The 25,703-nt window shown below is 66.2% G+C and carries 17 protein-coding genes and 1 pseudogene; 9 read left to right on the top strand and 9 right to left on the bottom strand.

Annotated elements, in window-relative coordinates; all coding sequences use genetic code 11:
- The 4 genes from GJV64_RS01330 to GJV64_RS01315 all read left to right on the top strand — a co-directional run.
- A partial coding sequence (locus GJV64_RS01330; protein ID WP_164155495.1) for a tetratricopeptide repeat-containing sulfotransferase family protein occupies positions 1 to 1,416 on the top strand: 1,416 nt, incomplete at its 5' end.
- A 109-nt stretch (positions 1,417 to 1,525) separates the two neighbouring features.
- Positions 1,526 to 3,979, top strand: a complete 2,454-nt coding sequence (locus GJV64_RS01325) for a TonB-dependent receptor (RefSeq protein ID WP_164155494.1) — start codon at positions 1,526 to 1,528, stop codon at positions 3,977 to 3,979.
- A gap of 90 nt (positions 3,980 to 4,069) precedes the next feature.
- The gene (locus GJV64_RS01320) at positions 4,070 to 5,050 is read left to right on the top strand and encodes a sterol desaturase family protein (protein WP_164155493.1); all 981 of its coding nucleotides are present in this window, start codon (positions 4,070 to 4,072) and stop codon (positions 5,048 to 5,050) included.
- A complete protein-coding gene (locus GJV64_RS01315) occupies positions 5,047 to 5,745 on the top strand; it encodes a hypothetical protein (RefSeq protein WP_235927544.1) in 699 nt (232 codons plus the stop codon). The genes GJV64_RS01320 and GJV64_RS01315 overlap by 4 nt, the downstream gene beginning before the upstream one ends.
- A gap of 4 nt (positions 5,746 to 5,749) precedes the next feature.
- On the opposite strand, the gene GJV64_RS01310 is transcribed toward GJV64_RS01315, so the two are convergent.
- The 3 genes from GJV64_RS01310 to GJV64_RS01300 form a co-directional block, all read right to left on the bottom strand.
- Complete coding sequence (locus tag GJV64_RS01310; RefSeq protein ID WP_164155492.1) at positions 5,750 to 7,162, bottom strand: FG-GAP repeat domain-containing protein; 1,413 nt, start codon at positions 7,160 to 7,162, stop codon at positions 5,750 to 5,752.
- 74 nt (positions 7,163 to 7,236) lie between these two features.
- Positions 7,237 to 9,390 (bottom strand): penicillin acylase family protein, encoded by a 2,154-nt coding sequence (locus tag GJV64_RS01305; RefSeq protein ID WP_164155491.1) that lies wholly within the window; start codon positions 9,388 to 9,390, stop codon positions 7,237 to 7,239.
- A 78-nt stretch (positions 9,391 to 9,468) separates the two neighbouring features.
- Positions 9,469 to 10,953, bottom strand: coding sequence for a serine hydrolase domain-containing protein (locus GJV64_RS01300; RefSeq protein WP_164155490.1), 1,485 nt, complete (start codon positions 10,951 to 10,953; stop codon positions 9,469 to 9,471).
- A 157-nt stretch (positions 10,954 to 11,110) separates the two neighbouring features.
- Here GJV64_RS01300 and GJV64_RS01295 point away from each other — a divergent pair, with 157 nt between their 5' ends.
- The 4 genes from GJV64_RS01295 to GJV64_RS01280 all read left to right on the top strand — a co-directional run bounded on the left by GJV64_RS01295 (position 11,111) and on the right by GJV64_RS01280 (position 18,841).
- Positions 11,111 to 13,516 (top strand): M1 family metallopeptidase, encoded by a 2,406-nt coding sequence (locus GJV64_RS01295; protein ID WP_235927543.1) that lies wholly within the window; start codon positions 11,111 to 11,113, stop codon positions 13,514 to 13,516.
- A gap of 8 nt (positions 13,517 to 13,524) precedes the next feature.
- Positions 13,525 to 14,013 carry a DUF6702 family protein gene (locus GJV64_RS01290; protein ID WP_164155489.1) on the top strand — a complete coding sequence of 163 codons (489 nt, stop codon included), beginning with the start codon at positions 13,525 to 13,527 and terminating at the stop codon, positions 14,011 to 14,013.
- Positions 14,014 to 14,276: 263 nt separating this feature from the next.
- Complete coding sequence (locus GJV64_RS01285) at positions 14,277 to 17,228, top strand: TonB-dependent receptor plug domain-containing protein (RefSeq protein WP_164155488.1); 2,952 nt, start codon at positions 14,277 to 14,279, stop codon at positions 17,226 to 17,228.
- A gap of 8 nt (positions 17,229 to 17,236) precedes the next feature.
- The gene (locus GJV64_RS01280) at positions 17,237 to 18,841 is read left to right on the top strand and encodes an amidohydrolase (protein ID WP_235927542.1); all 1,605 of its coding nucleotides are present in this window, start codon (positions 17,237 to 17,239) and stop codon (positions 18,839 to 18,841) included.
- A 58-nt stretch (positions 18,842 to 18,899) separates the two neighbouring features.
- On the opposite strand, the gene GJV64_RS01275 is transcribed toward GJV64_RS01280, so the two are convergent.
- The 5 genes from GJV64_RS01275 to GJV64_RS01255 all read right to left on the bottom strand — a co-directional run bounded on the left by GJV64_RS01275 (position 18,900) and on the right by GJV64_RS01255 (position 24,538).
- Complete coding sequence (locus GJV64_RS01275) at positions 18,900 to 19,658, bottom strand: hypothetical protein (protein ID WP_164155487.1); 759 nt, start codon at positions 19,656 to 19,658, stop codon at positions 18,900 to 18,902.
- A gap of 37 nt (positions 19,659 to 19,695) precedes the next feature.
- Positions 19,696 to 20,118, bottom strand: a complete 423-nt coding sequence (locus GJV64_RS01270; RefSeq protein ID WP_164155486.1) for a GFA family protein — start codon at positions 20,116 to 20,118, stop codon at positions 19,696 to 19,698.
- Between the two features lie 140 nt (positions 20,119 to 20,258).
- On the bottom strand, positions 20,259 to 20,705 hold the full coding sequence (locus GJV64_RS01265) for a hypothetical protein (protein WP_164155485.1): 447 nt from the start codon (positions 20,703 to 20,705) through the stop codon (positions 20,259 to 20,261).
- A gap of 45 nt (positions 20,706 to 20,750) precedes the next feature.
- Entirely contained in the window at positions 20,751 to 23,153 is a 2,403-nt protein-coding gene (locus tag GJV64_RS01260; protein ID WP_164155484.1) for a zinc-dependent metalloprotease, read from the bottom strand.
- 77 nt (positions 23,154 to 23,230) lie between these two features.
- Positions 23,231 to 24,538, bottom strand: a complete 1,308-nt coding sequence (locus GJV64_RS01255; RefSeq protein ID WP_164155483.1) for an O-acetylhomoserine aminocarboxypropyltransferase — start codon at positions 24,536 to 24,538, stop codon at positions 23,231 to 23,233.
- Between the two features lie 179 nt (positions 24,539 to 24,717).
- On the opposite strand from GJV64_RS01255, the gene GJV64_RS01250 reads away from it, so the two are divergent.
- A complete protein-coding gene (locus GJV64_RS01250) occupies positions 24,718 to 25,305 on the top strand; it encodes a 3-keto-disaccharide hydrolase (RefSeq protein ID WP_164155482.1) in 588 nt (195 codons plus the stop codon).
- Positions 25,306 to 25,315: 10 nt separating this feature from the next.
- Here the strand turns inward: GJV64_RS01250 and GJV64_RS01245 are convergent.
- Positions 25,316 to 25,703, bottom strand: a pseudogene (locus GJV64_RS01245) (kinase); the annotation flags it as partial.

The raw sequence follows: 25,703 nt of genomic DNA, 5'->3' as shown, positions 1-25,703 counted from the left end.
AAGGTCAGCGCCGGGCTGGCCCATGTCGAGGCCGCCGCCGCCCTGGCGCCAACGGCCGAAATTCAGGCCCAGCGTGCCCGGCTGCTGCTGCTGCTGCGCCGCGATGCCGATGCGGCGGCCGCCGCGCTGGCCGCCGAGGCGCTGGGCCCGGCCGACGCGCTGACCTTCGACACGATCGGCAATGTCCATGCCCGGCTGGGCGATCACGAGGCGGCCGCGCGCAGTTTTTCGGAAGCGGTGGCCCGCGATGCCGGCAACCCGGCCTATCGGCTGAACCTTGCCATGTCGCTGGGCTTTGTCGGCCGCGTCGCCGAGGCCGCACAGCATCACGAGACCCTGCTGAAACAGGCGCCAACCGATGGCCGGGTGCACCTGGCGCTGGCTGGCCTCGCCATCGCCAGCCGCGAGAAGAACCATATCGACCGGATGGAGGCGGTGCTGCGGCAGCGCCCGGGCCCGGATGATGAACTGCGCATCCGCTACGCGCTGGCCAAGGAATATGAGGATATCGGCGAGGCGGACCGCGCCCGCGCCCATCTTGATGCCGCCAACGCCGCACACCGGGCGCGCATCGGCTATGATTTCGCCCGCGATGCGGCGATCTTCGACGCCATCGAAGAGAGCTTCCGCCGGCCCGATCATTTCACCGGCCCCAGCCGGCAAGAGGGGGCGCCGATCTTCGTCGTCGGCATGCCGCGCACCGGCACCACGCTGGTGGACCGCATCCTGTCCTCCCACCCGCACGTGCACAGCGCCGGCGAGCTCCAGGCGATGCCGGTGGCGGTCAAGCTGCTGGCCGGCACCCGCTCGCGCTTCGTGACCGATCCCGAGACCATCGTTGCCTCGGGCGGGTTGTCGCCGGATGACGTGGGCGCTGCCTACATGGCGCGGGCCAGCCAGCACCGCCGCCGCCCCGATGGCCGCTTCATCGACAAGTTGCCGGCCAATTTCCTCTACATCGGCCACATTGCGCGGGCGCTGCCGCACGCCAGCATCGTCTGCCTGCGTCGCCACCCGATGGACACGATCTGGAGCAACTACAAGAATCTGTTCGCCACCACCTCACCCTACTATGCCTACAGCCACGACCTGATGGACATCGCGCGCTACTATGTGCGCTTCGACCGGCTGATGCGGCTGTGGGAGGAGTTGTTACCCGGCCGGGTCCTCCAGCTGTCCTACGAGGCGTTGGTCGACGATCAGTCGGGCATGAGCCGGCAGCTCTTCGACCATTGTGGCCTGTCGTGGACCGATGATGCGCTCGCCTTCCACACCAACAAGGCCGCGGTGGCGACCCCCAGCGCGGCCCAGGTGCGCCGGCCGATCTATCGCGATGCGGTGGCGCGCTGGCGTCAGCACGAAGAGGCAATGGCGCCGGTGGCGGCTTTTCTGGAGCAGGCCGGCATCGTCATCTGAACGATGCGCTGCCTGTGACACAATTGCTACGTCAAACGCCCATTGGCCGGCTGCGGCCGAATCATGCTCTCTCGCCGCACCGCACAAACGAGGGGGCGACCGAAATTTCATGATCAACACGGGTCTTCGCAGCCGTATCCTGGCTGCCACGATGCTTGCCGGCCTGCCGGTGTCCATGGCCAGCGCCGCCGAACTGGCGGGCGCCGATGCTGCTGCCGCAGGTGCCGCTGCTGGCGCGGATGCCGATGAAACGCTGGTGGTGACCGCCACCCGCCGCTCCACCAAGCTGACCGACGTGCCGATCAACATCTCGGCGGTGGGCGCCGAACAGCTCGCCCAGCAGCGCCTGAACGACGTGCGCGACCTGGGCGCCTTCACGCCCGGCGTCACCATCACCGACACCGGCCCGCGCGGCGCCGGCACCATCGTGATGCGCGGCCTGTCGGCAGACGACACCAGCACCTTTGCCGACAACGCCAACACGGCCATCGGCACCTATCTCGGCGAAGTCCCGCTCTATCTCGACTTCAAGCTGATCGACATGCAGCGCGTTGAAGTGCTGCTCGGGCCGCAGGGCACGCTCTATGGTCTCGGCACGCTGGCCGGCGCGATCCGCTACATCCCCAATCGTCCGGATGCCAGCGGCTTCTCCGGCTATGTCCACGGCCGCGCCTTCGACATCGCGAAGGGCAAGGACGTCGGCTATGTCGTCGATGCCGCGATCAACGTGCCGATCGTCAAGGACATGCTCGCTTTCCGCAGCTCGACCGGCTATTTCTTCGATCCCGGCTTCATCGACTATCCCTTCGCGGTCAAGACGATCGGCGTTTCGCTGCCGCAGCCGGGCCCGGCCAGCAATCCGCTGGGCACGCAAGCGCAGCAGGATGCCAACTTCAACCGGCTGGAAGACGTCAACTATGGCAAGACGTTCACCACCCGCAACCAGCTGGGCCTGACGCTCGATGGCTTCAACGCCTACCTGAGCTATGTCTACCAGGAAACCCGCACCGCCGGCCGCCAGGCCAATGGCGGCGGCGTGCTGGGTGAGGACCGCTACGAAGGTCCGTGGCGCGTGGCGGAACCGGCCACCCGCCGCTCGCACCTCGTCAGCCTCGAAGTCGAGGCGCAGCTGGGTGACATCGCGCAGCTGGTCTCGGCGACGGCCGGTACCTTCACAAAGAACCTGAGCTCGGTCGACGTCACCGACCTTCTGCTCGACCTTGACTATGGCTACGAGAATTTCCCGGCCTTCACCGGCTTCACCCGGCAACGGGCGGTGGGCAAGCAGTTCAACCAGGAACTGCGCCTCGTCTCCACCCATGGCGGTCCGTTCAGCTGGGTGCTCGGCGCCTTCTACAACGAGTTCCGCACCTCGAACTCATACCGGGAGTTCATTCCGGGCTTCGCGGCCTCGCCGACGGGCATCGCCTTCGAGGTCATCCCCAATGCGGATGACAATGAATATGCCTCGTTCGGGCGCAGCCTCACCAAGGAAAAGGCAGTGTTCGGCGAACTGACCTGGAAGGTGACGCCTGAATGGCAGGTCACCGGCGGCATTCGCTATTACGACTACAACCTGTCCCGCTTTGGCGGCTCCACCTTGCCGTACCTGGATGGCCCGATCCAGGACGATCTGGACATTCCCTCGAGCTCGGGCGCCGCCAAGGCCAACGGTGTCGTGTGGAAGGCCAACACCTCCTACAAGATCGCGCCGGATGCGCTGATCTATGTCACCTACAGCACCGGCTATCGCATCGGTGGTGCCAACACCGGGGCGGCGCCCTGCGTGCTGCCGCTGAACCCGAACCAGCAGAACATCTGCGCCTTGCCCGACGAACTGTTCTTCGGTCCCGACAAGACCAAGAATCTTGAACTCGGCATCCGCGCCGGCCTGTTCGACAATCGCCTGAACCTCAACCTGTCGGTGTTCCAGGTCAACTGGGATGGCATCCAGCTTGCTGGCACCACGCTGAATGGCGGCATCGGGATCACCACCAACGGCGGCACGGCGCGCAACCGTGGTTTCGACTTCTCGTTCAACGCCCAGGTGACCGACCAGTTCTCGCTGCGCGGCAACTATTCGTACCTCGACGCCAAGCTGACCTCGGACGTGCCGGACCTGCTGCAGATCCGCAACAGCAAGATCGGCAGCTTCCGGCCGAAGTTCAGCGAGGAAGACGTGTTCGCCGGTGACCGGCTGCCCGGTTCGGCCCAGCACACGGGCTCGCTGGCCGCCACCTACACCATCCCGACTGGCGACAACGAGACCATCCTGAACTGGACCGCGACCTACACGGGCGACATCCTCACCCGTGTCGGTGGCCGCGGCTTTGGCGAGAAGCTGCCGGGCTATCTCACCAACCGCGCCTCGATCACCTATCGCACCGACAAGTACGAGCTGTCGCTGTTCGCCAACAACATCTTCAACAAGTACGCCGTCACCGGCGTCAGCAACGATCTCAGCCGCTTTGGTTTCGTCAATAGCGGTGTGATCTCGCGTTACTATGCGCGCAGCGTGCTGACCCCGCGGGTGATCGGCATCGAAGGGCGCTACAACTTCTGATCTGGCGCCAGGCCGGGCCGCAGCCCTGTTGTCGCATGGCACGGGCTGCGGAACTCGGCTATTGAAGATCGTGAAAGGGTGGGGACTCAGATGAGCGGTGTTCTGGTCGGCAAACGGATCATCGGGGCTGAAGCCCCGGTCACCGTAGGCTGGGAGAATGTGCCGAGGGTCGAAGGCGGGCCGGTGAAGCAGTTCGTCTTCACCTGGTTCCAGCCCTTCATGCTCTTCTCGTTGATCGCCTTCTGGTATTATGCCCCCAATGACTGGGTGAAGCCCTCGGTGGGGATCTGGATCGGCATTGCCTTCCGGGCACTGCTGTTCGGACTTGAGTGGTTCTTCCCCCGCCACCAGAGCTGGCACATCACCTGGAAGGAACTGGCCACCGATCTCTTCTATGTCGGGCTGGGCTATACGATCCTCGAAACGGTCGACAGCTTCGTTGGCAGCGATGTCATGGTCGAAGCCATCCGCAGCAGCTTTGATTGGGACAAGCTGGCCTGGTTCACTGGCCTGCCACTTCTGCTGCAGGCCTTCCTGATCACCTTCATCTTCGATTTCGGCCAGTACTGGATGCATCGCGGGATGCACAACTGGTACCCGCTTTGGCTGCCCCATTCGGTGCACCACTACATCACCCAGTTCAACATCAACAAGGGCGCGGTCGGCAACCCGGTCGAGCTGTTCCTGATCGGGCTGGGCATCGGCGGCTTCTTCGATTTCCTGCCGCGCGCCTTCCTGCTGGCCGGTGCGCTGCGGCTGGGCATCGGCGTCTACATGCACCTCAATGTCCGCTTCAACACGCCGGGCTGGTGGCGCTTCCTGTTCAACACCACGGAGCATCACAGCGTCCATCACAGCCAGGATTTCGAAGCGACGCGCAGCAACTTCTCCGGCCTCTACATCTTCATCGATCGCATCTTCGGCACCTGCGTCGACGGCGAGGCCGAGGTGCTGGGCCAGGATGGCGGGCGCCGCATGTCGATCCGCGAACAGATGCTGCACCCGTTCACCGAAGGTTGGAAAACCGCGCGGGCGCGCCTGGGCCGGAACGCCCCGGTGGCTGCAGAGTGAGCAGCGCCCCGCCGCAGGCCGCGGTCAGCGACGTTGTGGCGCCGGCGGCCAGCCCGACCCCGTCGTTCATCCGCAGTGTCGACTGGATCTGGCGCGTGCGCGGGCAACTCGCCTTGCCGGCCGGGCAATCGCCGGACACGGCCATCGAGCGTCTGGCGCCGCTGTTCGACGAGCCTGGCACCAGCATCCAGACATCGGCCAGCACGCTGGCGTTCATCAAGAAGGACCCGCCGGCGCAGGACAAGCTGGCCGTGTTCGATGCCGGCGTGCTGAGCGTTGACGATGGTGGCGGCAGCCCGGTGCTGCGCTATGACATGAGCAGCCGCTTCCTGCTGGCCTGTTTCCTGGCGCCCTTCATGTTCTTCGCCTTTGGGCAGATCGGGCTGGCCGCGGCCAATTACCAGAAGGCCAAGGCGGAGGCCGAGGAGAAGACGGCGAAGAAGCCCGAAAAGAAGAAGCCGGAGATGAAGGACCCGGTGCTGCACCCGGTCGATGCCTTCCTCGGCGCGCCGGCACCCAAGACCGCCAAGGAGATGAAGGCGGAGCGCGAGAAGAAGAAGAAGGAGCCGCCCTCGGCCAAGCCGGCGTACGTGTTCACCGGCATCTTCGCTTTCCTTTATGTGCTTGGACGCATTCTCGAGGAAATGCTGGCGCGGCGCCAGTTCAGCCGGCGGCTCACTGCCAGCGACGCATAGGCTGTTAGACTGCGCGCCGCACGGTCAGCACACCGCCGGCCAGTTTCCGCACGTCCACCCCCGTCACCCGCTGCAGCTTGCGGCCGTTGGCGCTCATGAAGGTCACCTCCACGTCGACTCTCGCCACGCCTGGCGTCGCCACGTGCACGGGCAGCGCGTGCTGCGTGCCATAGCCGCCACCGGCCGGCACCTGGCCCATGCCGATCAACCGGCCGCGCCTCAACACCCGCACCTCGGCGCCAGCCTGGGTGACATGGCCGCTGGCATCGAGCACCAATATCTTCACGGACTGCCGCGCCCTTGCCGCCGGCAGATCGTTGCGGAACAGGAAATGCCCGCCGGTGGTGTTGTAGCCCTTGGTGATCGACAGATCGAGATCGCCGTCGCCATCGATATCGACGAAGGCCGTGCCATGATCGCCGCGATCGAGCGGTCCACTGGCCGGCAGCACGTTCGCGAAGCGATTGCCCAGCCCCTGGAAGAGCCGGTTGTCCGGCACCTGGTTCGGCGGATCGCCACGGTAGGACATCAGGGAGATGTCGACATTGCCATCATGATCATAGTCGCCAACGGCGGCACCCACGGCATGGTTGTCCTCGTCCACGCCCCAGCTGGCCGCGGCCGCCACGAAGCGCCCGCCCGGCGCTGCCAGCCAAAGGGCGTTGCGGCCATAGTTGGGCACGAAGATGTCCAGCAGGCCGTCGTTGTTCACGTCGGCCACGGCGCAGCCGACGCCGCCCTCGGTCGGCTTGCGGCCGGGGGAATGGATGCCAAGCGCCGGGGCGACATTGACGAACTGGCCACCGCCGTCGTTGCGCCACAACTGGTCCTGCTTGCCGATCTGGTTGGCGAGGAACAGGTCAAGATCGCCATCCCGGTCAAAGTCCAGCCAGCAGGCGCCCACGGTCGACTGGGCCGAGCTGATCGGGTCCTGCGCGGCGACCTGTTCGAAGCGGCTGCCGCTGTTGCGGAACAGGCGGTTGCGGCCAAAGCGATCGGTGGCAAACAGGTCAGGCCGGCCATCATTGTCCCAGTCCACCAGGCTGTTCTGGCGGGAGGAGCGGCCCGGCAATGCCAAGCCCCAGTCTGCCGTTCGGTCAACAAAGCCCGTGCCGGTGCCCATGAACAGCCGGCTCGGCTTGTCCGCCGCCGCCGAGCCGGCATAGAGGTCAAGCCGGCCGTCGCCATCGACATCGGCCCAGCTCAGCCCGCGATATTCGCCGCCATCACTGGCCGGCAGGCCCAGCGCCGCCCCGGCATTGACCAGCCGGCCGCCCTCGTTGCGGTAGAGCCTGACTCCGATGCCCTTGATGGACACCGCCAGATCGGAATCGCCATCGCCATCATAATCGCCCCACGCGTTGGACAGCGAGCCGGGCACGGCAAACTCCGCCTCCTGCAGGCTGGTGAAGGCCAAGGGCTGCTGCTGTGGGGCCGGCGTCGCGCCAACCAGGAGGGCGGCCAAAAACGGGAGGGCGGTGGCGCGCGCCATCAGAAGCTCACCTTTTCTTCCAGATTGGCCTCCACCTCGGCACGGCTGCGCCACAGGGTGCGGAACTGCTTGGCCTGCACCAGCGGCAGCTGGTCGTCGCGGTGCTTCGAGCCCGGCTGGCTGGCGTTGCCATAGCTCATCACGCCCACCGCCTTCATCGGCGTGCCGAACTCCACCATGCTCACCCAGGTCTCGCCGTGTACCGGCTGGCGCTGGCCGTCCTTCAGCGGGCTCCACGTCATCACCCGGAAGATGCCGAGATTGCCCAGCCCACCATGGCCCGGCAGGTTGGCATCGGCCACCTTCAGTCGCGACACCTCGCCGAACGGCCGGTCAACCGCGCCATAAAGCTTCGCCGTCTGCGCCACCGCCTGCTTCAGCATGGCGACGGCCCGCGCCGGATCCTTCAGGCCGCGCGGGGTGTCGATGGCATCCTCCAGAGACCAGGGCGTCGCATAATTTTCGGTGCCGGCCAGTCCGTTGCCGGCAAACAGCTTGGCCCAGGTCTCGAACAACAGCGCCGCCCGGCTGTCCGCCTCATACCGGCCGTCCCAGCCGGCGAGCAGGCGCCTTGCCGTCTGCAGATCGGGATCGGGATTGTTGCCAATGGCATCGATCAGGGGCGGAATGATGCGCAGCGCCATCAGCGCACTGGTCGTCACCTTGCGATTGATGAAATCGCTCCAGCTCAGCTTGTCGTCACCGGCCAGCAGCTTCACCGACATCTGGGCGCGCAGGCTCATGCCCGACTGGTCGACGACGTAAGCGGGATATTTCGCCGGGTCGAGCGTCCGGGGCCAGGTGGACACCCAAGGGCCGTCATTGGCGTTCTGCACGAAGCCGCCCGGTGGATCGAACACCTTGGGCAGATCCTCGTAAGGGTGCACCTCGGTCCACAGCGTTTCCGAGGTGTCGCCGGGCACAGGGCCGCTCCAGCGCCGGTAATCGCCGCCGCTCCTGTGCTTGGGCAGGATGCCGTTGTCCAGGTAAAGGACATGTCCCTCGCGATCGGCATAGATGATGTTGAAGGTGGGCACCTGCAGCGTTTTCAGGGCCGCCTCGAACTGCTGCCAGTTCTGGGCCTTGCCCATGTCGAGATACTGCTGCAGCACGCCGGGCCGATCGAGCCCGGCCACCTTGAGTGCGATGCTGCCCTTGCCATTCGGCAGATCAAACACCGGGCCATGCACGCTGCTGCGCTGCGTGAAGCGGATCGTCTTCAGGCTGCCATCGCTCTGCCTCACCTTGTATTGCTTCTGGACGCTGCGGAACGGCCGCACCTTGCCGTCAAAGCGATAGCCCTTGCCGTCGAGGCTGAGCTGGTAGCTGGTGAAGCCCTGGATGGTGTTCACCGTGTTGGTGAAGCCCAGATTGTCGTTGAAGGCAAAGCGCACCACCGGCAGCCCGACCTGCGTGCCGCCATAGACGCTGTAGCCCGGCGCGGTGATCTGCGCCTCGTAATAGGTGAGCATCGACGGCGCCCACGGCAGGTGCGGATTGGCCAGCAGCAGGGTCTTGCCAGCCACCGTGCGCCTGGGCATCACCGCCCAGGCGTTGGAGCCGTCACTGCCTTCGGGCGGCAGCACCGGCCCGCCGGCGACTTGTGCCGGCAACTGGAAGTCGCCCTCGCCGGCGCCGGTGGCACTGGCCATCACGCGGCTTTCGGACGCGATATAGTTATAGTTCATCAGCCGGTGGGCATGGCCAATGATGTCCACGCCCGACAGCGGCAGCACACGGGCCATTTCAGGCGCGATGGCATCGGGGTGGGCGGCGGCATAGGCATTCACCCCGGCCGCGAACGCATCCAGATTCTGCCGCATCTGCGGAGTTTGCGCCTTGTACCAGGCCCTGGCGCGGTCTGGCACGTCGTTGGCGATCAGCCAGCGATCCAGAGCCTCGCCTTCCGGGCCCCAATATTCCGCCCCACGCGCCCGGCTTTCGCCATACATCTTCAACAGGACGTTGCCGTGGCTGTGAGCCTGCGCCCAACCGAAGCCATAGAAGGCGCCGGCTTCCGTCTTGGCATAGATGTGCGGCACGCCATAACGGTCCCACAGGATCTCGCCGTCACCGAAGGCCTGCGCCTGGGCGGCACCGGCCGGCGCCATTGCCAGCAGTGCCAGTGCGACGGTGCATTCCCAAACGCGCATGTGATCTGCTCCCCCTGAAGTGGCCAGTATCAACTGCAACCAGGCCCGCCGGCAAGCGCCGCCGCGGGTGAAAAGCCGTCAGCGCCTGTCGGGCTTGAAGTCCCAATCCAGCGCCTGGATCTGCGGGGTGGGCGTGGGTGCCAGCAGGGCGTGGGCGATCAGCGTCCCGCCCTTGCAGTGCCAAAGATACTCGCCCTCCAGCGCGCCCAACGCCCGCACACCGGGCGGGTTGGGGCAGGGGCCGGACTTCGCCTTGATGGCAGCAATGTCGGCCGTTCGGTGGGCGGCATCACGGTCCATCAGGAAATTGACGGCCAGATTGGCCGAGGCGCTGTTCACGTCGCCGCTGGTGAAGATGCGGTGCATCGGATCGACCAGCCTCGCCAGTGCCGGGGAGAGCGGCACGATGTCGGCCTTCATCAGCCCGGCCTCCTTGATGGCGGTCAGCGCCGCCCAGGCGACGCCCGTGGTGTTGGCATAGGTGTGGTTGGCAAACACGAACACGCCCCAGCCGCTGTCGGGCGCGAACACCATGTGGCTGCCATAGCCGGGATAGCCGCCGCCGTGGAAGGCGACGCGGCCCAACTGGCAATCATCGCCGACACGCAAGCCCCCGCCATAGACAACCGCCACCATGCAGGTGGGCACATTGGCATTGCCGGGCCGGTTGATGCGGCGCGGGGAGCCTTCGCCGCGCGCCAGGCTGCGCACCGTGGCGCGCGACTTCGGTTCTGCCGTACCCGGCGCGGCCGCCGGCCAGGCCGACAGCAGATGATCGATCCAGCGCGCATAATCGGGCACGGTGGTGATCACGCCGCCCATTGCCCCGAAGGTGCCGGGGCCCATGTCGGGTTCACGCTTCCACTGCTGGTCCTCCCAGCGCCAGCCAGTGGCAAGCTGGCCCTGCGGCACGTCGGCAAGGTTGAACGTGGTGGCGCCCATGCCCAGCGGTTGAAAGCGCCGGCGGGCGATCTCGGCCTCGAACGGCTGGCCCGTCACGTTGCGGATGATACGACCCAGGATGGCATAGCCCAGGTTGGAATATTCGTGGGTAAGGCCGGGCGCGCGGGTGAAGGGCACGCCGGCCTTCAGGAAGGCTGTGAACTCGGCCTCGGGCAGCGGCGTCTGCCGGTCCCCCCAGGGGTCATCGGTGACGAAGCCGGCCATGTGGTGAACGAGATCGGTGATGGTCAGCGCATCGCCCCAGCCGGCCATCTCGGGCACATATTTCACGACCGGATCATCCAGCCGGATATTTCCCTCGGCCGCCAGCTCATGGATGGTCAGCGCGGTGAAGGCCTTGGTCATGCTGGCAATGCGAAAGCGCGTGTCGGCCGCCACCTTGCGGTCGCTGGCCACGTCGGCGATGCCGCTGTGGCCGGCGTGCACCAGCCCCTCACCACGCTTCACGATGCCCCAGGCAATGCCGGGCCAGTTGTTGATGCTGGCCTGGTCTTGCATCATCTCGTCGATGCGGGTGGCCAGTTCCGGTGGCAGTGGCTCGGCCGTGGCTGGCGCGGCGAGCAGGGCGGCCATCAGGAGGATGCGGCGAACAGACGTCATGGCAGGTCCTTTCAGCGCGCATATCAGGCGCTTCCGCAGCGGCTGGCAAGACGCGATTGGCGGGGCCTGATGTGCGGCTTGCCAAGCCGGCTCAACCCATGCAAGGGCGCAGCGTTCCGGCTTGGCCGGGCTGACACGACAAGAGGGGCAGCACAAGGTGCGTTCAGCAGGGTTCGGCCGGATTGCCGGCATGATGATGGCAGCGGTGATGGCGGTTGCGGCGCACGCCGGCCCCATCGAGCAGACCAAGGGCGATTTCGTCGACAAGTTCCGCCAGCTGGAGGGCGAGGACTGGCCGACGCCTACCGATTATCGCAACGCCGCCGGCGCGCCGGGCCATCGCTATTGGCAGCAGAAGGTGGATTACCGCATCACCGCCCGGCTCGATGAAGCCGCGCGCAGCATCAGCGGCAACCAGACGCTGACCTATCACAACAACAGCCCCGACAGCCTGAAATATCTGTGGCTGCTGCTCGACCAGAACAACCAGAAGCGCAACAGCATCGGCGAGCTGGGCGAGACGGTGAGCGCTGGCGGCGAGATCGGCATGACGCAGGTTCGCCGCGCCATGCGCATGAAGGAGTGGGAGGGCGGCTTTTCCGGCCTCACCGTCACCGACGGCGCCGGCCGGCCGCTGAAGTTCACCGTGGTCGACAGCCTGCTGCGCATCGACCTTGCCGCGCCGCTGGCCAGCGGCGCCAGCACGGTGGTGAAGATCGCCTTCAGCTTCCCGCTGATCGAGACGCGGGTGATCGGCGGCCGCTCTGGCTATGAATGTTTCACGAAGCCGGACCAGGATGGCAACTGCCTGTTCCTTGCCGCCCAGTGGTTCCCGCGCGCTGCCGTCTATTCCGATTACGAGGGCTGGCACAACAAGGCCTTCATCGGCGACGGCGAGTTCACGCTGGAATTCGGCGACTATGACGTGTCGATCAGCGTGCCGGCCGATCATGTCGTGTCGGCCACCGGCGAGCTGGCCAACCCCGAGATCCTGTCGGCCGCACAGCGCGCCCGCCTGGCGCAGGCCCGCACCGCCAAGGAGCCTGTCTACATCGTTACGCCGGCCGAGGCGGAAGCGGCCGAGAAGGGGAAGGCCAGCGGCACCCGCACCTGGCGCTTCACGGCGAAGAATGTCCGCGATTTTGCCTGGGCCTCCAGCCGCAAGTTCATCTGGGATGCGATGGGCGTACGGCAGGACGATCCGGCGGTGCCGCTGGTGATGGCGATGAGCTTCTACCCCAAGGAAGCGCGGCCGCTGTGGGATGCCTATTCCACCAAGTCGATCGCCCACACCATCGACGTCTATGGCAAGTTTGCCTTCACCTATCCCTATCCCACCGCCCAGAGCATCAACGGCCCGGTGGGCGGGATGGAATATCCGATGATGACCTTCAACGGCCCGCGCCCGGTGAAGGACAAGAAGACCGGCCAGCTCACCTATACCGAGCGCGCCAAATATGGCCTGATCGGTGTTGTCATCCACGAAGTCGGCCACAGCTGGTTCCCGATGATCGTCAACAGCGACGAGCGCCAGTGGACCTGGATGGACGAGGGGCTGAACACCTTCCTGCAGTTCGAGGCCGAGCGGCAGTGGGACAAGAATTTCCCGGCGCGCCGCGGCGAGCCCAAGGACATCGTCGAATATATGGTCAGCCAGGACCAGGTGCCGCTGATGACCCACAGCGACAGCCTGCTGCAGTTTGGCAACAATGGCTATGCCAAGCCGGCGACCGCGATGGTGATCCTGCGCGAGACCATCCTGGGACGCGAGCTGTTCGATTTCGCCTTCAAGGAATATGCCCGGCGCTGGCGCTTCAAGCGGCCGACGCCCTATGACTTCTTCCGCACCATGGAAGAGGCCTCGGGCGTTGATCTCGACTGGTTCTGGCGTGGCTGGTTCTATTCGACCGACCATGTCGACATCAGCCTCGACAAGGTGATCGAAGCCCGTGTCGACACCCGCAACCCGGAGATCGAGAAGGCCTGGAGCAAGGAACGCTCCAAGGCCGAGCCGGGCTCGCTGACCGTGGCGCGCAACCGCGAGCCGACCGTGGTGGAGCGCGATCCCGCCACCCGCGACTTCTATGATGAAACCGACCGCTTCACGGTGACCGCCGAGGACCGCCGCGAATACAAGAAGCTGCAGGAGAAGCTGGAGCCCGAAGAGGCTGCCGCCCTGGCATTCAAGGACCATTTCTATCATTTCAGCTTCAGGAATGTCGGCGGCCTCGTCATGCCGATCATCCTCAAGCTGGATTTCGCCGACGGCTCGACCGAAACGGTGCGCATCCCGGCCGAGGTGTGGCGGCGCAACAGCAAGGCGATCACCTGGCAGTATGTGACGCCCAAGACGCTGACCGCTGCCGAAGTCGATCCGCTGTGGGAAACCGCCGATGCCGATCGCAACAACAACGCCTATCCGCGCCGCATCACGCCGGCCGTGCTGAAGGTGCGCGACGAGCGTGAGGGCGACAACCGCATGGCCGACAGCGACCTCGAAGTGACGCCGGACAGCCTGAAGACCCGGCCGATCAAGAAGGACGAGAAGAAGGACCAGAAGTGAGGCCGGTCGTGAACATAGCGGCTGGCCTGCTGGCGCTGCTGTTCGCGCTTCTGGCCGGCCCGGCGGCGGCGCATCGCGGCCATGCCACGCTGTCGGTGGTGGAGATCGACGCCGCCACCGGCGCCGTGGCGGTGACGCACCGCATGGCCGCCCATGATGTCGAGCCGACCCTGGTCAACCTCGCGCCGGACGCGCAGCCTAGCCTTGATGACCCGGCCGCGGTGGGAGCCCTCGTCGCCTATCTGGGCCGCGCCTTTGCGGTGCGCGGCGTGCCCTTGCAGTTCGTCGGGCAGACCCTGGCCGGGGACACAGTGATCATGCGCTATGCCGGCACGCTGGCGGGACGCCCGGACAGCCTGACCATCGCCGGCGCGCTGTTCGGTGCCACCTGGTCCGATCACACCACGCAGGTGAACGTGCGGCGTGGCGGCGAAACCCGCACATTGGTGTTTGCGGCCGGCGATCCGCCCAAGACCGTGCCCCTGCCGGGGCGTTGACGAAAAGGCAACACTGCCTGCCGATCTGACGCTTCTACGCCAAAAGACGTAACGCGCGCGCGCCGCCTGTCATGCAAGTGCCATGATCAGGCCATGCGAGATTTCGGATGGCGATGCCCTTGCGCGGCATCGCAACCGTGCCGTCAGCGGGCCTGCCCACGGCCCGGGTCCGCCTGCCTGGCCGTGTGGGGGGAAGACAGGCGGGATAGGGTTCAGGACGCTGCCGGTTGCGCCCGCTGACCGGCCAAATGGGGGTTAAGCCAATGACTGTGAACAGCAACCTTGTGCGTCGCCATCTGCTGCTGGGCGCTGCCCTGCCGGTGCTGGTGCTCGCCGCTGCACTGCCGGCCGCCGCCCAGGAGGCGCAGGTCGCCGCGGAGCCGGCCGCCGAGGAAGACACCAGCGTCATCACCGTCACCGGCTCACGCATCAGCCGCACCGGCTATGATTCGCCGATTCCCGTCTCGGTGATCGGCGAGGCCGAACTGAAGGCCGAACCCCAGGCCAACATCGGCGATTTCGTCAACACGCTGCCCTCCGTGCGCGGCTCGCTGACCTCGTCCACCAACTCGGGCTCGCTGTCCAACGGCCAGGCCGGTCTTGCCACCGTCAACCTGCGCTCGCTGGGTGCGGCGCGCACGCTGGTGCTGATCGATGGCCAGCGCTCGGTCGCCTCCACGCCGGTCGGCTTCGTCGACACGCAGACGGTGCCGCAGGGCCTGATCAAGGGCGTCGAGGTCGTCACCGGCGGCGCCAGCTCCGCTTATGGCTCGGACGCCGTGGCCGGGGTCGTCAACTTCTCGCTCAACCGCGACTTCAAGGGCCTGCGCGCCGAGTATGAATTCGGCATCACCGATTATGGCGATGTGCCCAACCACACGTTCCGCATCACCAGCGGCTTCGATTTCGGCGGTGGCCGCGGCAAGCTGCTCCTGGCTGGCGACTATTTCACCCAGAAGGGCGTCGACACCTATGATCGCCCTTGGCAGCAGTCCGGCTTCTTCCAGATCGACAACCCGGCCTTCGCCGCGGGCAACGGCCAGCCGGAACGCTTCGTAGGTTCGGGCATCGGCACCTATGAATTCACGCCCGGCGGTATCATCAACGCGGTCCTGCTGCCCGACGGCCCGGACGCCGGCACCGCGCTCGACCGGGTGACCAGTGCTGCCGGTGTGACCGGCCGCTATTTCGGCAACATCGTGAACGGCACGCCCACGATCAACCAGTTCACCTATGGTCCGCGGCGCGGCCAGTGGATGATCGGCGGCGACTATCTGATCAGCCGCGAAGGACACTGGAGCACGAACAGCCTGGCGCCCAACGAAGAGCGCGGCAACATCTTTGGCCGCCTCTCCTATGAGTTCAGCCCGGCCTTCACGCCCTTCGTGCAGTACAGCTATTCGGCTTACCAGGGCCAGAGCTTCTACCAGCAGACGCCGTCGGTGGGCGTGCAGATCCGGCTCGACAACGCCTATCTGCCGGCTAGCATTCGCAATGCCGCGTTGGCGGCCAACCCGACCGCGGTCGCGGTGGAAATCGGCACCAGCAATGCCGGCTTCCCGGCTGCGGGCTCGGACAACAAGCGCGAGGTCTATCGCTTCGTCGCCGGCGCCGATGGCGAATTCGAACTGGGCAAGGGCAGCTGGAAATACACCGGCTATTACCAGGTCGGCATCGCCAACACCCGGGAAACCCTCACCAACACCTGGCGCAACAGCCTGCTGGCGCTGGCGCAGGACGCGGTGTTCGCGCCCGCCGGGAACGCTGCCGGCATCGCGGCCGGCACCATCGTCTGCCGTTCCACGCTCACCAGCCCGACCAATGGCTGCGTGCCGCTCAATCGCATCGGTGTCGGCGGCGTCACGCAAGCGGCCATTGATTATGTGTTCAACAACGGCGCCCAGCCGCAGCGTCTGCAGACGCTGCGCCAAGACGTGGCGGCGCTGAGCTTCTCCACCAACGACCTGTTCGAAACCTGGGCCGGCCCTGTGTCGTTCGCCACCGGCGGCGAATGGCGGCGTGAACGCGTGAGCGGCTTTGTCGATCCGCAGTTCAATTCGGGGTGGCTGTACGGCAACTATCTCGTCACCAAGGGTTCGTTCACCGTCTGGGAAGTGTTCGGCGAAACCGTGGTGCCGCTGGCCAAGGGACTTGATTTCAACGGCGCCATCCGCCGCACCGAATATTCGACTTCGGGCGGGGTGACGACCTGGAAGCTGGGCGCCACCTGGCAGCCGATCCCGGACATCAAGTTCCGCGTGGTGCGCAGCCGCGACATCCGCGCGCCCAACCTCAACGAACTGTTCGCGCCCGGCACCGCCCGCACCAACACGGTGAACGTGCCGTTGCCCGGCGGCGGCCAGCGCGCCGACGAGTTCACCGAACAGACCACCGGCAACCTGGCGCTGACACCGGAAGTGGCCGCCACCTGGGGCGTCGGGGGCGTCTTCACGCCCAGTTTCCTGCCGGGCTTTGCCGCTTCGGTCGACTATTTCGACATCAACCTCGCCGGCGCCATCGGCACCATCACGGCGCAGACCATCACCACCCTGTGCCTCGAGCAGAACCGCGAGGACATTTGCCCCTTCATCACCTTCAACGGCCCGGTCAGCACAGCCAGCGACATCACCGGCATCCGGCTGGTGCCGTTCAACTTCGCCAACGTGAAGGTACGCGGGATCGACATCGAGGCCAGCTATCGCTTCAACCTGGGCGGTGGCCGTGCCACCCTGCGCGCACTGGCCAGCCACTATATCGATAATATCTTCGACAACGGTATCGACGTGGCAGAAGACATTGCCGGCAAGAACCAGGGCGATGGCGTGCCGTCGTGGAACTATCGCCTGACCGCCAACTATGAGGTGAGTGACTGGTCGTTCAATCTGACCGGCCGCGGCTTCTCGGACGGTGTCTACAACAACAACTTCTTCGAATGCACCAGCGGCTGCCCAGCCTCCACGCCGGCCAACCGCACCATCAACAACAACCGCATCTCTGGCCAGTGGTATGTGGATGCCTCGGTCACCAAGAAACTGACCATCGGCAACTCCAAGCTTGACGTGTTCCTCTATGTCCGGAACCTCTTGAACAGCGATCCGGTGCTGGTCGGCAACGGCCCCACCGGCAACAACACGCCGGCCTATCCGCAGACCAACCGCGGTCTGTATGATGTGCTGGGCCGCGTGTATCGCATGGGCGTGCGCTTCGAATATTGATCGCGTACATGGATCATTGGGGGATCGAGATGATGACGACGAAGAACCTGCTGGCCGGCCTGCTGGCGGCGACCATGCTGGCCGCGCCGGGGCTGGCTGCCACCCCGGCCCAGAAGAAGGATGCCGCGACACTGGTCGACGCGCAGGCCAAGCTGGCCCAGGAAATGGTGGACATGGTGTTCAGCTTTGCCGAACCCGGGTTCCAGGAGCACAAGACCAGCGAGTATCTGACCGGCATCCTTGAAAAGAATGGCTTCAAGGTGGAGCGCGGGTCGGCGGGCATCCCCACTGCCTTCACCGCCACCTGGTCCAACGGCCCCGGCCCCAAGATTGCCCTGGGCAGCGACATCGATGGCCTGCTCGGCCTGTCGCAATATCCCGGCGTCGTGCAGATGAAGCCGATGGTGGAAGGCGGCCCCGGCCACGGCGAAGGCCACAACAGCGGCATGCCGATGATGATCGTCGCCGCGCTCGCCGCCAAGCAGGTGATGGAAAAGAACGGCATCAAGGGCACCCTGATGCTGTGGCCCGGCGTGGCCGAGGAGCTGCTGGCCACCAAGGCCTATTATGTGCGCGCTGGCATGTTCAAGGACGTCGACGCCTCGATCTTCGCCCACGTTGGCCGCGATTTCGGTGTCAGCTGGGGCCCGGCCGGCAACAACGGCATGGTGAGCGTGGAGTACACGTTCAAGGGCAAGACCGCCCACTCTGCCGGCCAGCCGTGGGACGGCCGCTCGGCGCTCGATGCGGTCGAGATCATGGACATTGCCTGGAACTTCCGGCGTGAGCATCTGCCGGTCACCCAGCGCAGCCACTATGTCATCACCGAAGGCGGCGGCCAGCCCAACATCGTCCCGGAAAAGGCCAGCGTCTGGTATTATTTCCGCGAAGGCAGCTTCAAGAAGATCCGCGAGCTGTATGAAACCGGCAACCGCATCGCTGCGGCCGCCGCCATGGCCACCGACACCACGGTGACCCAGCGCACGCTGGGCTATGCCGCGCCCAACTATGGCAACAAGCCGCTGGCCGAAGCGCTCTATGCCAACATCAAGGCCGTTGGCCTGCCGACCTGGAGCGCGGCGGACCAGGGCTTTGCCAAGGCGATGCAGCAGGCCAACGGCGTGAAGGTGGAGCCGCTGGCCACCACGCTCGCCCCCCTGTCCACGCCGGATTCGCGCGGTGTCTCGATGGGCGGCGGCTCGGATGATATCGGTGACATCATGTGGACGGTGCCCACCGTCACCATCCGCTATCCGTCCAACATCCCCAACGCCATCGGCCACAACCGCCAGTCGGCGATCGCCATGGCGACGCCGATCGCCCACAAGGGCGTGATCGCCGGTGCAAAGGCGGTGGCGATGACCATCCTCGATCTGGCGACCACGCCCAAGATCATCGCCGATGCCAAGGCCTATCAGCAGGACGTGCAGTTCAAGTCCGACAAGTACGACCCGCTACTGACGCCCGAGGATAAGCCGGCCATCCACCTGAACACCGACATCATGGCCAAGATGCGCCCGCAGCAGGAAAAATTCTATTACGACCCGGCCAAGCACAAGACCTATCTGGAACAGCTGGGCATCAACTACGAGGATTTCGCCAAGGTGAAATGAGCCACCCTTGCGATGCCTGAAAGGGGCCGGTGCCGCGAGGTGCCGGCCCTTTTTTCGTTCACCAGCGCCACACGTGTGGGGGCGGGGCAGCCAGGCCCAACGCCCGCGCGATGCAGGCCAGTTGCCCGTCGACCGACAGATCGTTCGACGCATCATGCCCGGCCAGCATTGGAGCCGAGGTGCGAAAGAAGCCGTTTGTCCGTCGCTTCGGCCAATTGCCCGCAATGGCCGCCATCAGCGCCGCTGCATCGGGCGCGCCATCGAGCAATGCCTGCTTCGCGGCAAAATCGCGGTCCACCAGGCCTTGTCCGCCGGCCAGGAACCGCGCCACCGCTGCCGCAAGGGCCGGCGGCACCCCGGCCCCGGTCATGCGCAAGAGCAGGACGTGGCTGTAGGCAAAATAGCGTTCCTCCACGAGGCGGGGGAAGTGCATCACCACCGGCTCCGGCGTCCCGGCCAGCCAGAACAGCGCGTAGACCATGTCCCAATCGGTGATGCCGGCAATCTGGTCCATCGGCAGGGCGTGGCCGGGATCGACCGCGTTGCGGCAGGCGATGAGGTCACAATAGGCGGCATGGGCTTCGGCGATGGCGGCGCGCGGATCCTCGCCCTGCCGCCAGCGCATCACGGCAATCATGCTCAGATCGTTCACCAGATGGCTGTGATTGGCGATCAGCAGCGTCGGCTGGTCCTGGCGCGCCAGTTCCGCGATCAGCGCCCGCGTCGAGGCCGCCAGCTCCGCGTGGACCACAAACAGCCGCGCGAACTTCTCCGGCAGGGTTTCCGGCTTCGGCTTCCTGCGGAACAGCCCGAACATCGCTCACCTGCTGCTGCAGCGCGGTGGCCCGATCCGCCTATTCCGGCACTGCTTCCCCCGAACCGCCGAACTCCGCCGGGAAGTCCTTCAGCTTGGGCAGGCCATCCTTCATCGGCAGCACCGTTTCGGCATAGTTGATGTGCACGCCGGGCGCGAAGGCAAGGCCGGGGATCGTCGAGGCAAACACGTCGACCAGGCCGAGGCCGGGGTGATTGGTCATCACGTGGCCGCCGCACTTGGCGCAGAACTTGCGCTCGCTCATCGGGTTCTTGATGAAGGTGGCGAGCACGTCGGCACCCCCGGTGACCTGCACCGCTTCGGGCTTCCACAAGGTGAAGGCGTTGACCGGCCCGCCCGACCAGGACCGGCACGAGCTGCAGTGGCAATAGCCCATGCCTTCCGGCTCGCCGCTCGCCGTGATCGTCACCGCGCCACAGAAACACGCACCCTGATAGCTCATCGACCGTCCCCCCCCCCCTGATCGTTGCTGGTGAAAGGGTGTATCAGATCATCACGGAACGCAATGTCTGCCCGTTCGCCGCTCGTTGCCGTTGCCCGCCTTCCAATCGCGACCGAACGCCCCGCCTTGCGAAGGGCGCTTCAGCGGCAGGTTGCTGCCAACGTTCGCAGTGGGGCGGCGCGGCCGACGTACCAAGGCTCACCCATTTCGTTGCGGGCTGTGATCTCCAGTTCGTCCTGGCCGACCAGGAGTTTCCATATCCCCGATGCCCGATTGACTCGTCCTTCCAGATAGCCGCCCATTCGCCGTGTCGGCATAGCAAAGTTACCGATGTACATTCGCGGCGCGCCCTTCACCGGGTAGCCGGCCGCAGCCAGATTATAGCGGACGATCAGATTCCCGGCCTTCCTGTCACAGCCCACGGTGAAGACCGCGAGGCTGTGATCCCAAGAGTAGAAAACGGCAACGGCCTGCCCATTGCGCCATTCTACTTGCCATTGGGCATCCCGATCCACAGTCGCGGTCGCACTGGCAGCCGCCGCGATCGTCGCCAGCGCTGAAGTCAATGCCAACGCTTCCACGCTCACGCCATTTGCCAGCTCATGCGGCGCCCCCGCCCTGCAGCGGTGGGCTCATAGTGGCGGTCCGGGCGGCTGCGGGAAGCGGCTGCGTGGGCCCGCGCCCCAGGGCAGGCTGACCGCCTTGGGCGCCTTGGCCGCTGGATCAGCCAGATAGGCGCTGATGTCGGCCGCCGTCTGCCGGTTGAACGCCGCGCCCAGGGTGTCGCCGGCCCTTGTGGGCAGGGCCCTGGCCAGGTCAGCCAGCGTCTGCAATGCCAACGCCCGCGCTTCGGGCGCCGTGCTGGCCGACGCGCCGAGGATCATCAGCCCGTCGAGCACGCTCTTCTGCACCACGCGCAGCAGCGCGGCATCGCGGGCGCTGCGCGGCGCCGGGGCGTTCCAGCTGGCCGCCATCAGCGCGTCGACCAGCTGGGGCAGGGTGACGCCGTCGATCCCGCGCGCCTCCAGTGCCACCAAGCGCGTCGCGCGGTCGGGCGCCAGCAGCGGCTCCACCACCAGCGCGGCGGCAATGCGCGCGGCGCGCAGCGGATCGAACACCGGGTCATCCGACAGGTCTTCCAGGTTGCGGCCGGGATCGGGGGTGAGATCGGCCAGCAGCTTCTCGGGCAGGGCAAGTTCGGCCGGGCTCAGCGACTGCAGCAGCAGGCCCAGCGTGTCGCGCTGCAGCTTTGCCGGGATCGGGCTGGTGGCGGGGCCGGGCTCGCCCTTCACCTTGATGTCGGTGTAGAGCCCGCCGATATATTTCACCGCCGATTCCACCTGGTAGCGGTGGTGGAGATAGACCATCCACAGCCTGAGGTTCCGGAGCTCGCCCACCGGCTCGCCGGGCAGCAGGGCGCTGTCTGCCCCATAGGTGGCGATCAGGAGGCGCCGGGCGGCCAGCGCTTCGGAGAGGCCTTCGGCCGGCGTTGCGCGGTCGTCATACCAGGTCCAGCGCGGATCGGTGTCGGGCACATAGATCAGGCCCTGGCGGCGCATGTCGGCAATGATCGCGTCCAGCCCGGCCTTTTCGTCTGCAAGCGGCGTGTAGGCATAGCGGACCATCATCGTGTCATAGGCGCCGATGGCGGTCTGGAAGCTTTCCGACAGGTCGATGCGGCCACCCTTCACCTTCACGCGCGGGGTGGGATATTCCATCACCGAGGCGCGGTTGTTGAGGCTGGAGGCAAAATTGTGCCCGAAGCCCAGCGCATGGCCGAACTCGTGCGCGGTCAGCAGCGCCTGGCGCAGCAACACCATGTCGCGCTGGCCTTTTGGCATGGTGCCGAAATCGCCGGTCACCAGCGCCGGATCGGCTACCGTCACGCCGCTGCCGTCGCCGGGCAGGGCGCCGGCATAGGCATCCCAGTAATTGGCGATGGTGCGGATGCGGTGCGAATCCATGCGCACCTTGGCGCCCAATATCTCGCCGGTGCGCGGGTCGCGATAGGCGCCGCCGCTGGAGAAGCCGCGCTCGTCGCGGTTGATCCACTGCATGAAATTGTAGCGGATGTCCTGCGGGTCCATGTCCGCCGGCGCGTCCTTCGCCACCAGGGCATTCTTGAAGCCGGCCGCCTCATAGGCCTTGTTCCACCACAACAGGCCCTGCTTCATGGCGTGGCGGATAGGCGCCGGGATGGCCAGGTCGAAATAGACGGTGATCGGCGTCACCGGTTCCGACAGGGCGGCGTTCGGGTCCTTCTTTTCCAGCCGCCAGCGGGTCACCCACTCGGTGTCGATGCCGTTGGCAACGTTCTGGCTAAAATCCTTGAAGCGGATGGCGGACACGCCGATGCGCGGATCGGCAACGCGGGGCGTGTAGCCCGGCGCCGGCGCCTTCAGGAAGCTGTGGTGCACCCGCATCGTCACCTGTTCCGCCGACGGCGTCACGCCGCGCACCAGCGCGCCCGGATTGTCGGCACTGTAGGTGGCGAACAGCTCGACCTCGGTGTTCAAGGGAAAGGCCTTGCTGCGCGCCGGGTTGAGCGCCGAGCGGCCGGCATCGAAGCGGTAAGCGCCCTGGTTCTGGCGGCGCAGGATGGCCTCCACCCCGGCGGCGTCGCGCAGGATGAGCGCGGTGGCATCAACGGTGATGCGCCCGCCCACCTCCTGCTCGATGGGCAGGCTGGCGATCACTGTGGTCGGGAAACTGTCGGCCACGCCCGCCTTGTGCGCGGCATCGCCGGTGAGGCTGCGGAAGGCGAGATTCTGTTCCTCCACCAGGATGCGGCTGCCGGCTCTGCGGAAGCGAATGACGGCCTGGTCCATGGTGCCGCGATCGAGCGGCAGTTCCACCGAGCCGCCGCCCGAGGCGAGGCTGACATAATAGAGGATGTCGGTGTCCAGTGCCGGCACGGTGAGCAGCACGCGGTTCTTCGCGGCATCGATGTTGAGCGGCAGGTAGGCCGCGTCCGTTTGCGCCTGCGCGGTGCCAGCCAAAATGGCCAGCGCCGTTCCGATCAGCCATCGCGTCATCTTCTGCCCCCCAAGGTCACGCCACCGAGTTCAGCCGCCTTTGCCGGCGGAGGGAAGAGGGTTTTTGACGCAGCCCGTCACACCGCTGCCAGCGCCTGCTCCAGGTCGGCGATGATGTCGGCCACGTCCTCGATGCCGATCGACAGGCGGACGGCTTCGGGCAGGGCGCCGGCGGCAATCTTCTGCTCGTCCGAAAGCTGGCGGTGGGTTGTGGAGGCCGAATGGATGACCAGGCTGCGGGTGTCGCCGATGTTTGCGAGCAGGGAGAAGAGCTTCAGCCCGCCGGCCACCTTGGCCGCCGCCTCGTATCCGCCCTTCAGCCCGAAGGTGAAGACACTGCCCGCGCCCTTGGGCAGGTAGCGCCTGGCGCGATCGTGGTGGCGATGGCCGGGCAGATCGGCATGGCTGACCCAGGCTACCTTTGGGTGGCTTTCCAGCCATTTGGCCACCGCCTGGGCATTCTCGACATGGCGGGCCATCCTGAGCGGCAGCGTCTCGATCCCCGTGAGGATCAGAAAGGCGTTGAAGGGCGACAGCGCCGGGCCGATGTCGCGCAGGGCAAAGGCGCGCAGGGCTATCGCCAGGCTGATGTTGACCGGGCCGCCGCCCAGATCGATGGCACCGAACACATCGTGGATGTCGAGGCCGTTGTAGAAGGACAGCGGCTCGGTAAGGGTGGGGAACTTGGCGGCGTTGGCGCCCCAGTCGAAGCGGCCGCCGTCCACGATCACGCCGCCCAGCGAATTGCCGTGCCCGCCCAGGAACTTGGTGGCGCTGTGCACGATGATGTCGGCGCCATGCTCGATCGGCCGGCACAGAAAGGGGGAGGCCATGGTGTTGTCGACCACGAAGGGCGCGCCATTGGCATGGGCCACCTCGGCCACGGCGGCCAGATCGGTGACGAGGCCGCCGGGGTTGGCGATGCTTTCGGCAAACACCAGCTTGGTGTTCGCGTTCACCGCCGCCTTCAGGCTGTCGGGATCATCGATGTCGAACCACTTCACCCGCCAGTCATATTTCTTCCAGCTGTGAGCGAACTGGTTGATGCTGCCGCCATAGAGCTGGCGGGCGGCGGCGAATTCGGCGCCCGGTTCCATCAGGCAGTGGAACACCAGGTGCTGGGCGCTGTGGCCCGATGCCGTGGCCACGGCCGCGACACCGCCTTCCAGCGCCGCCACGCGGTTTTCCAGCACGCCGGTGGTGGGGTTGGTGAGGCGGGTGTAGATGTTGCCGAATTCTTGCAGGGCGAACAGCCGCGCGGCATGATCGGCATCGTTGAACACGAAGCTCGCCGTCTGGTGGATCGGGGTCACCCGGCTGCCGGTGACCGGATCGGGCGCGGCCCCGGCGTGGATGGCCAGCGTTGAAAAGCCCTGAGTGCTCATCTCGATCTCCCCCTCAATCTGCCCTTGTCGCTTCGGTGTAGGCGGCGCGGTATGATCCCCCAAGCGAGAAAGACTTGGGGCCGCAAAAGGCGGCGTTTGGCAAGACCCGGCACGCCGGCTTGACGCTGGGGAGCATCAAATGCACTCCTGCGCCTCGGGGCAGAGAGGGGGCAGACGACATGCACAGGCGCCAGGTCTTGCAACTGGGCGGGTTGGCCGGGCTGGCGGCGATGCTGCCGCCGGCGGCGCGGGCCGCCACCGGCTGGCAGAAACTGTGGGATGGCCGCAGCCTGAAGGGCTGGACGCGGCTGGGCGAAGCGAAATGGACCATCGCTGATGGCATCCTGGCGTGCAGCGAAGGCCCGATCTCCTACCTGGTGTCGGACGCCGAGTTTGGCGATTTCGCGCTCAGAGCCGAATTCTGGGTGAGCGAGGACGCCAACAGCGGCATCTTCATCCGCTGCACCAACCCGGCCGATGTCACGCCGACCAACAGTTATGAAGTGAACATCTTCGACCGGCGCCCGGACCCGACCTATGCCACGGGCGCAATCGTGGGCGTGGCCAAGGTCGTCGACATGCCGAAGGCCGGCGGGCGCTGGAACCTGATGGAGATCACGGCGAAGGGCGACCGCCTGTCCGTTACCCTGAATGGTCGGCGCACGGTCGACAATGTGCAGGATGCCGCCCACGCCAGGGGCCGCATCACCCTGCAATATGGTGCTGGCACCGTGAAGTTCCGCACGGTCGAAGTGCAAGCGCTCTAGACCCGCCGGGTCACCGCCGGGTCACCGACCTCACCCGCCGCGCGTCATCCAGCCGGAGCGTGAGATCGGCGCTGGCCGGCAGACTGGTCAGCATCCAGCGGGTCAGCCGCTCGTAATGGGCGCAGAAGCGGGCGATGGCGGCGGCGTCCATGGCGGTTCCTGCTCCGGGCCGGCGCGGCGTTCGGGCCAGCGCCGCTTCCTGTTCGGCGCGCCAGCGCGGCACGGTCTCCCAATCGGGTGCAGCGAGATACGCCAGCGCATCAAGCCGGTTCCAGAGCTGCTGGTAGGCGCCTGCGAGTGCCTGGTTGATGTGCGTCCGCCAGCGGGCGTCCGCGTCCTGCCAGGCCTCCAGCGCGTTGACCGGCGTGGCCAGCGCGGCGGCGGGCTGCGGTCGCGCG

Source organism: Sandarakinorhabdus rubra, from assembly GCF_010994245.1.
GTDB lineage: Bacteria > Pseudomonadota > Alphaproteobacteria > Sphingomonadales > Sphingomonadaceae > Sandarakinorhabdus > Sandarakinorhabdus rubra.
Note: the sequence above shows the minus strand (reverse complement) of the source record. Positions and strands in the feature narration are given on the sequence as shown.

Excerpts from the sequence above, each read along its gene's own strand:
- GJV64_RS01325 (WP_164155494.1), top strand. The coding sequence starts at position 1,526 with ATGATCAACACGGGTCTTCGCAGCCGTATCCTGGCTGCCACGATGCTT.
- GJV64_RS01320 (WP_164155493.1), top strand. The coding sequence starts at position 4,070 with ATGAGCGGTGTTCTGGTCGGCAAACGGATCATCGGGGCTGAAGCCCCG.
- GJV64_RS01305 (WP_164155491.1), bottom strand. The coding sequence starts at position 9,390 with ATGCGCGTTTGGGAATGCACCGTCGCACTGGCACTGCTGGCAATGGCG.
- GJV64_RS01300 (WP_164155490.1), bottom strand. The coding sequence starts at position 10,953 with ATGACGTCTGTTCGCCGCATCCTCCTGATGGCCGCCCTGCTCGCCGCG.
- GJV64_RS01285 (WP_164155488.1), top strand. The coding sequence starts at position 14,277 with ATGACTGTGAACAGCAACCTTGTGCGTCGCCATCTGCTGCTGGGCGCT.
- GJV64_RS01280 (WP_235927542.1), top strand. The coding sequence starts at position 17,237 with ATGGATCATTGGGGGATCGAGATGATGACGACGAAGAACCTGCTGGCC.
- GJV64_RS01275 (WP_164155487.1), bottom strand. The coding sequence starts at position 19,658 with ATGTTCGGGCTGTTCCGCAGGAAGCCGAAGCCGGAAACCCTGCCGGAG.
- GJV64_RS01270 (WP_164155486.1), bottom strand. The coding sequence starts at position 20,118 with ATGAGCTATCAGGGTGCGTGTTTCTGTGGCGCGGTGACGATCACGGCG.
- GJV64_RS01260 (WP_164155484.1), bottom strand. The coding sequence starts at position 23,153 with ATGACGCGATGGCTGATCGGAACGGCGCTGGCCATTTTGGCTGGCACC.
- GJV64_RS01255 (WP_164155483.1), bottom strand. The coding sequence starts at position 24,538 with ATGAGCACTCAGGGCTTTTCAACGCTGGCCATCCACGCCGGGGCCGCG.
- GJV64_RS01250 (WP_164155482.1), top strand. The coding sequence starts at position 24,718 with ATGCACAGGCGCCAGGTCTTGCAACTGGGCGGGTTGGCCGGGCTGGCG.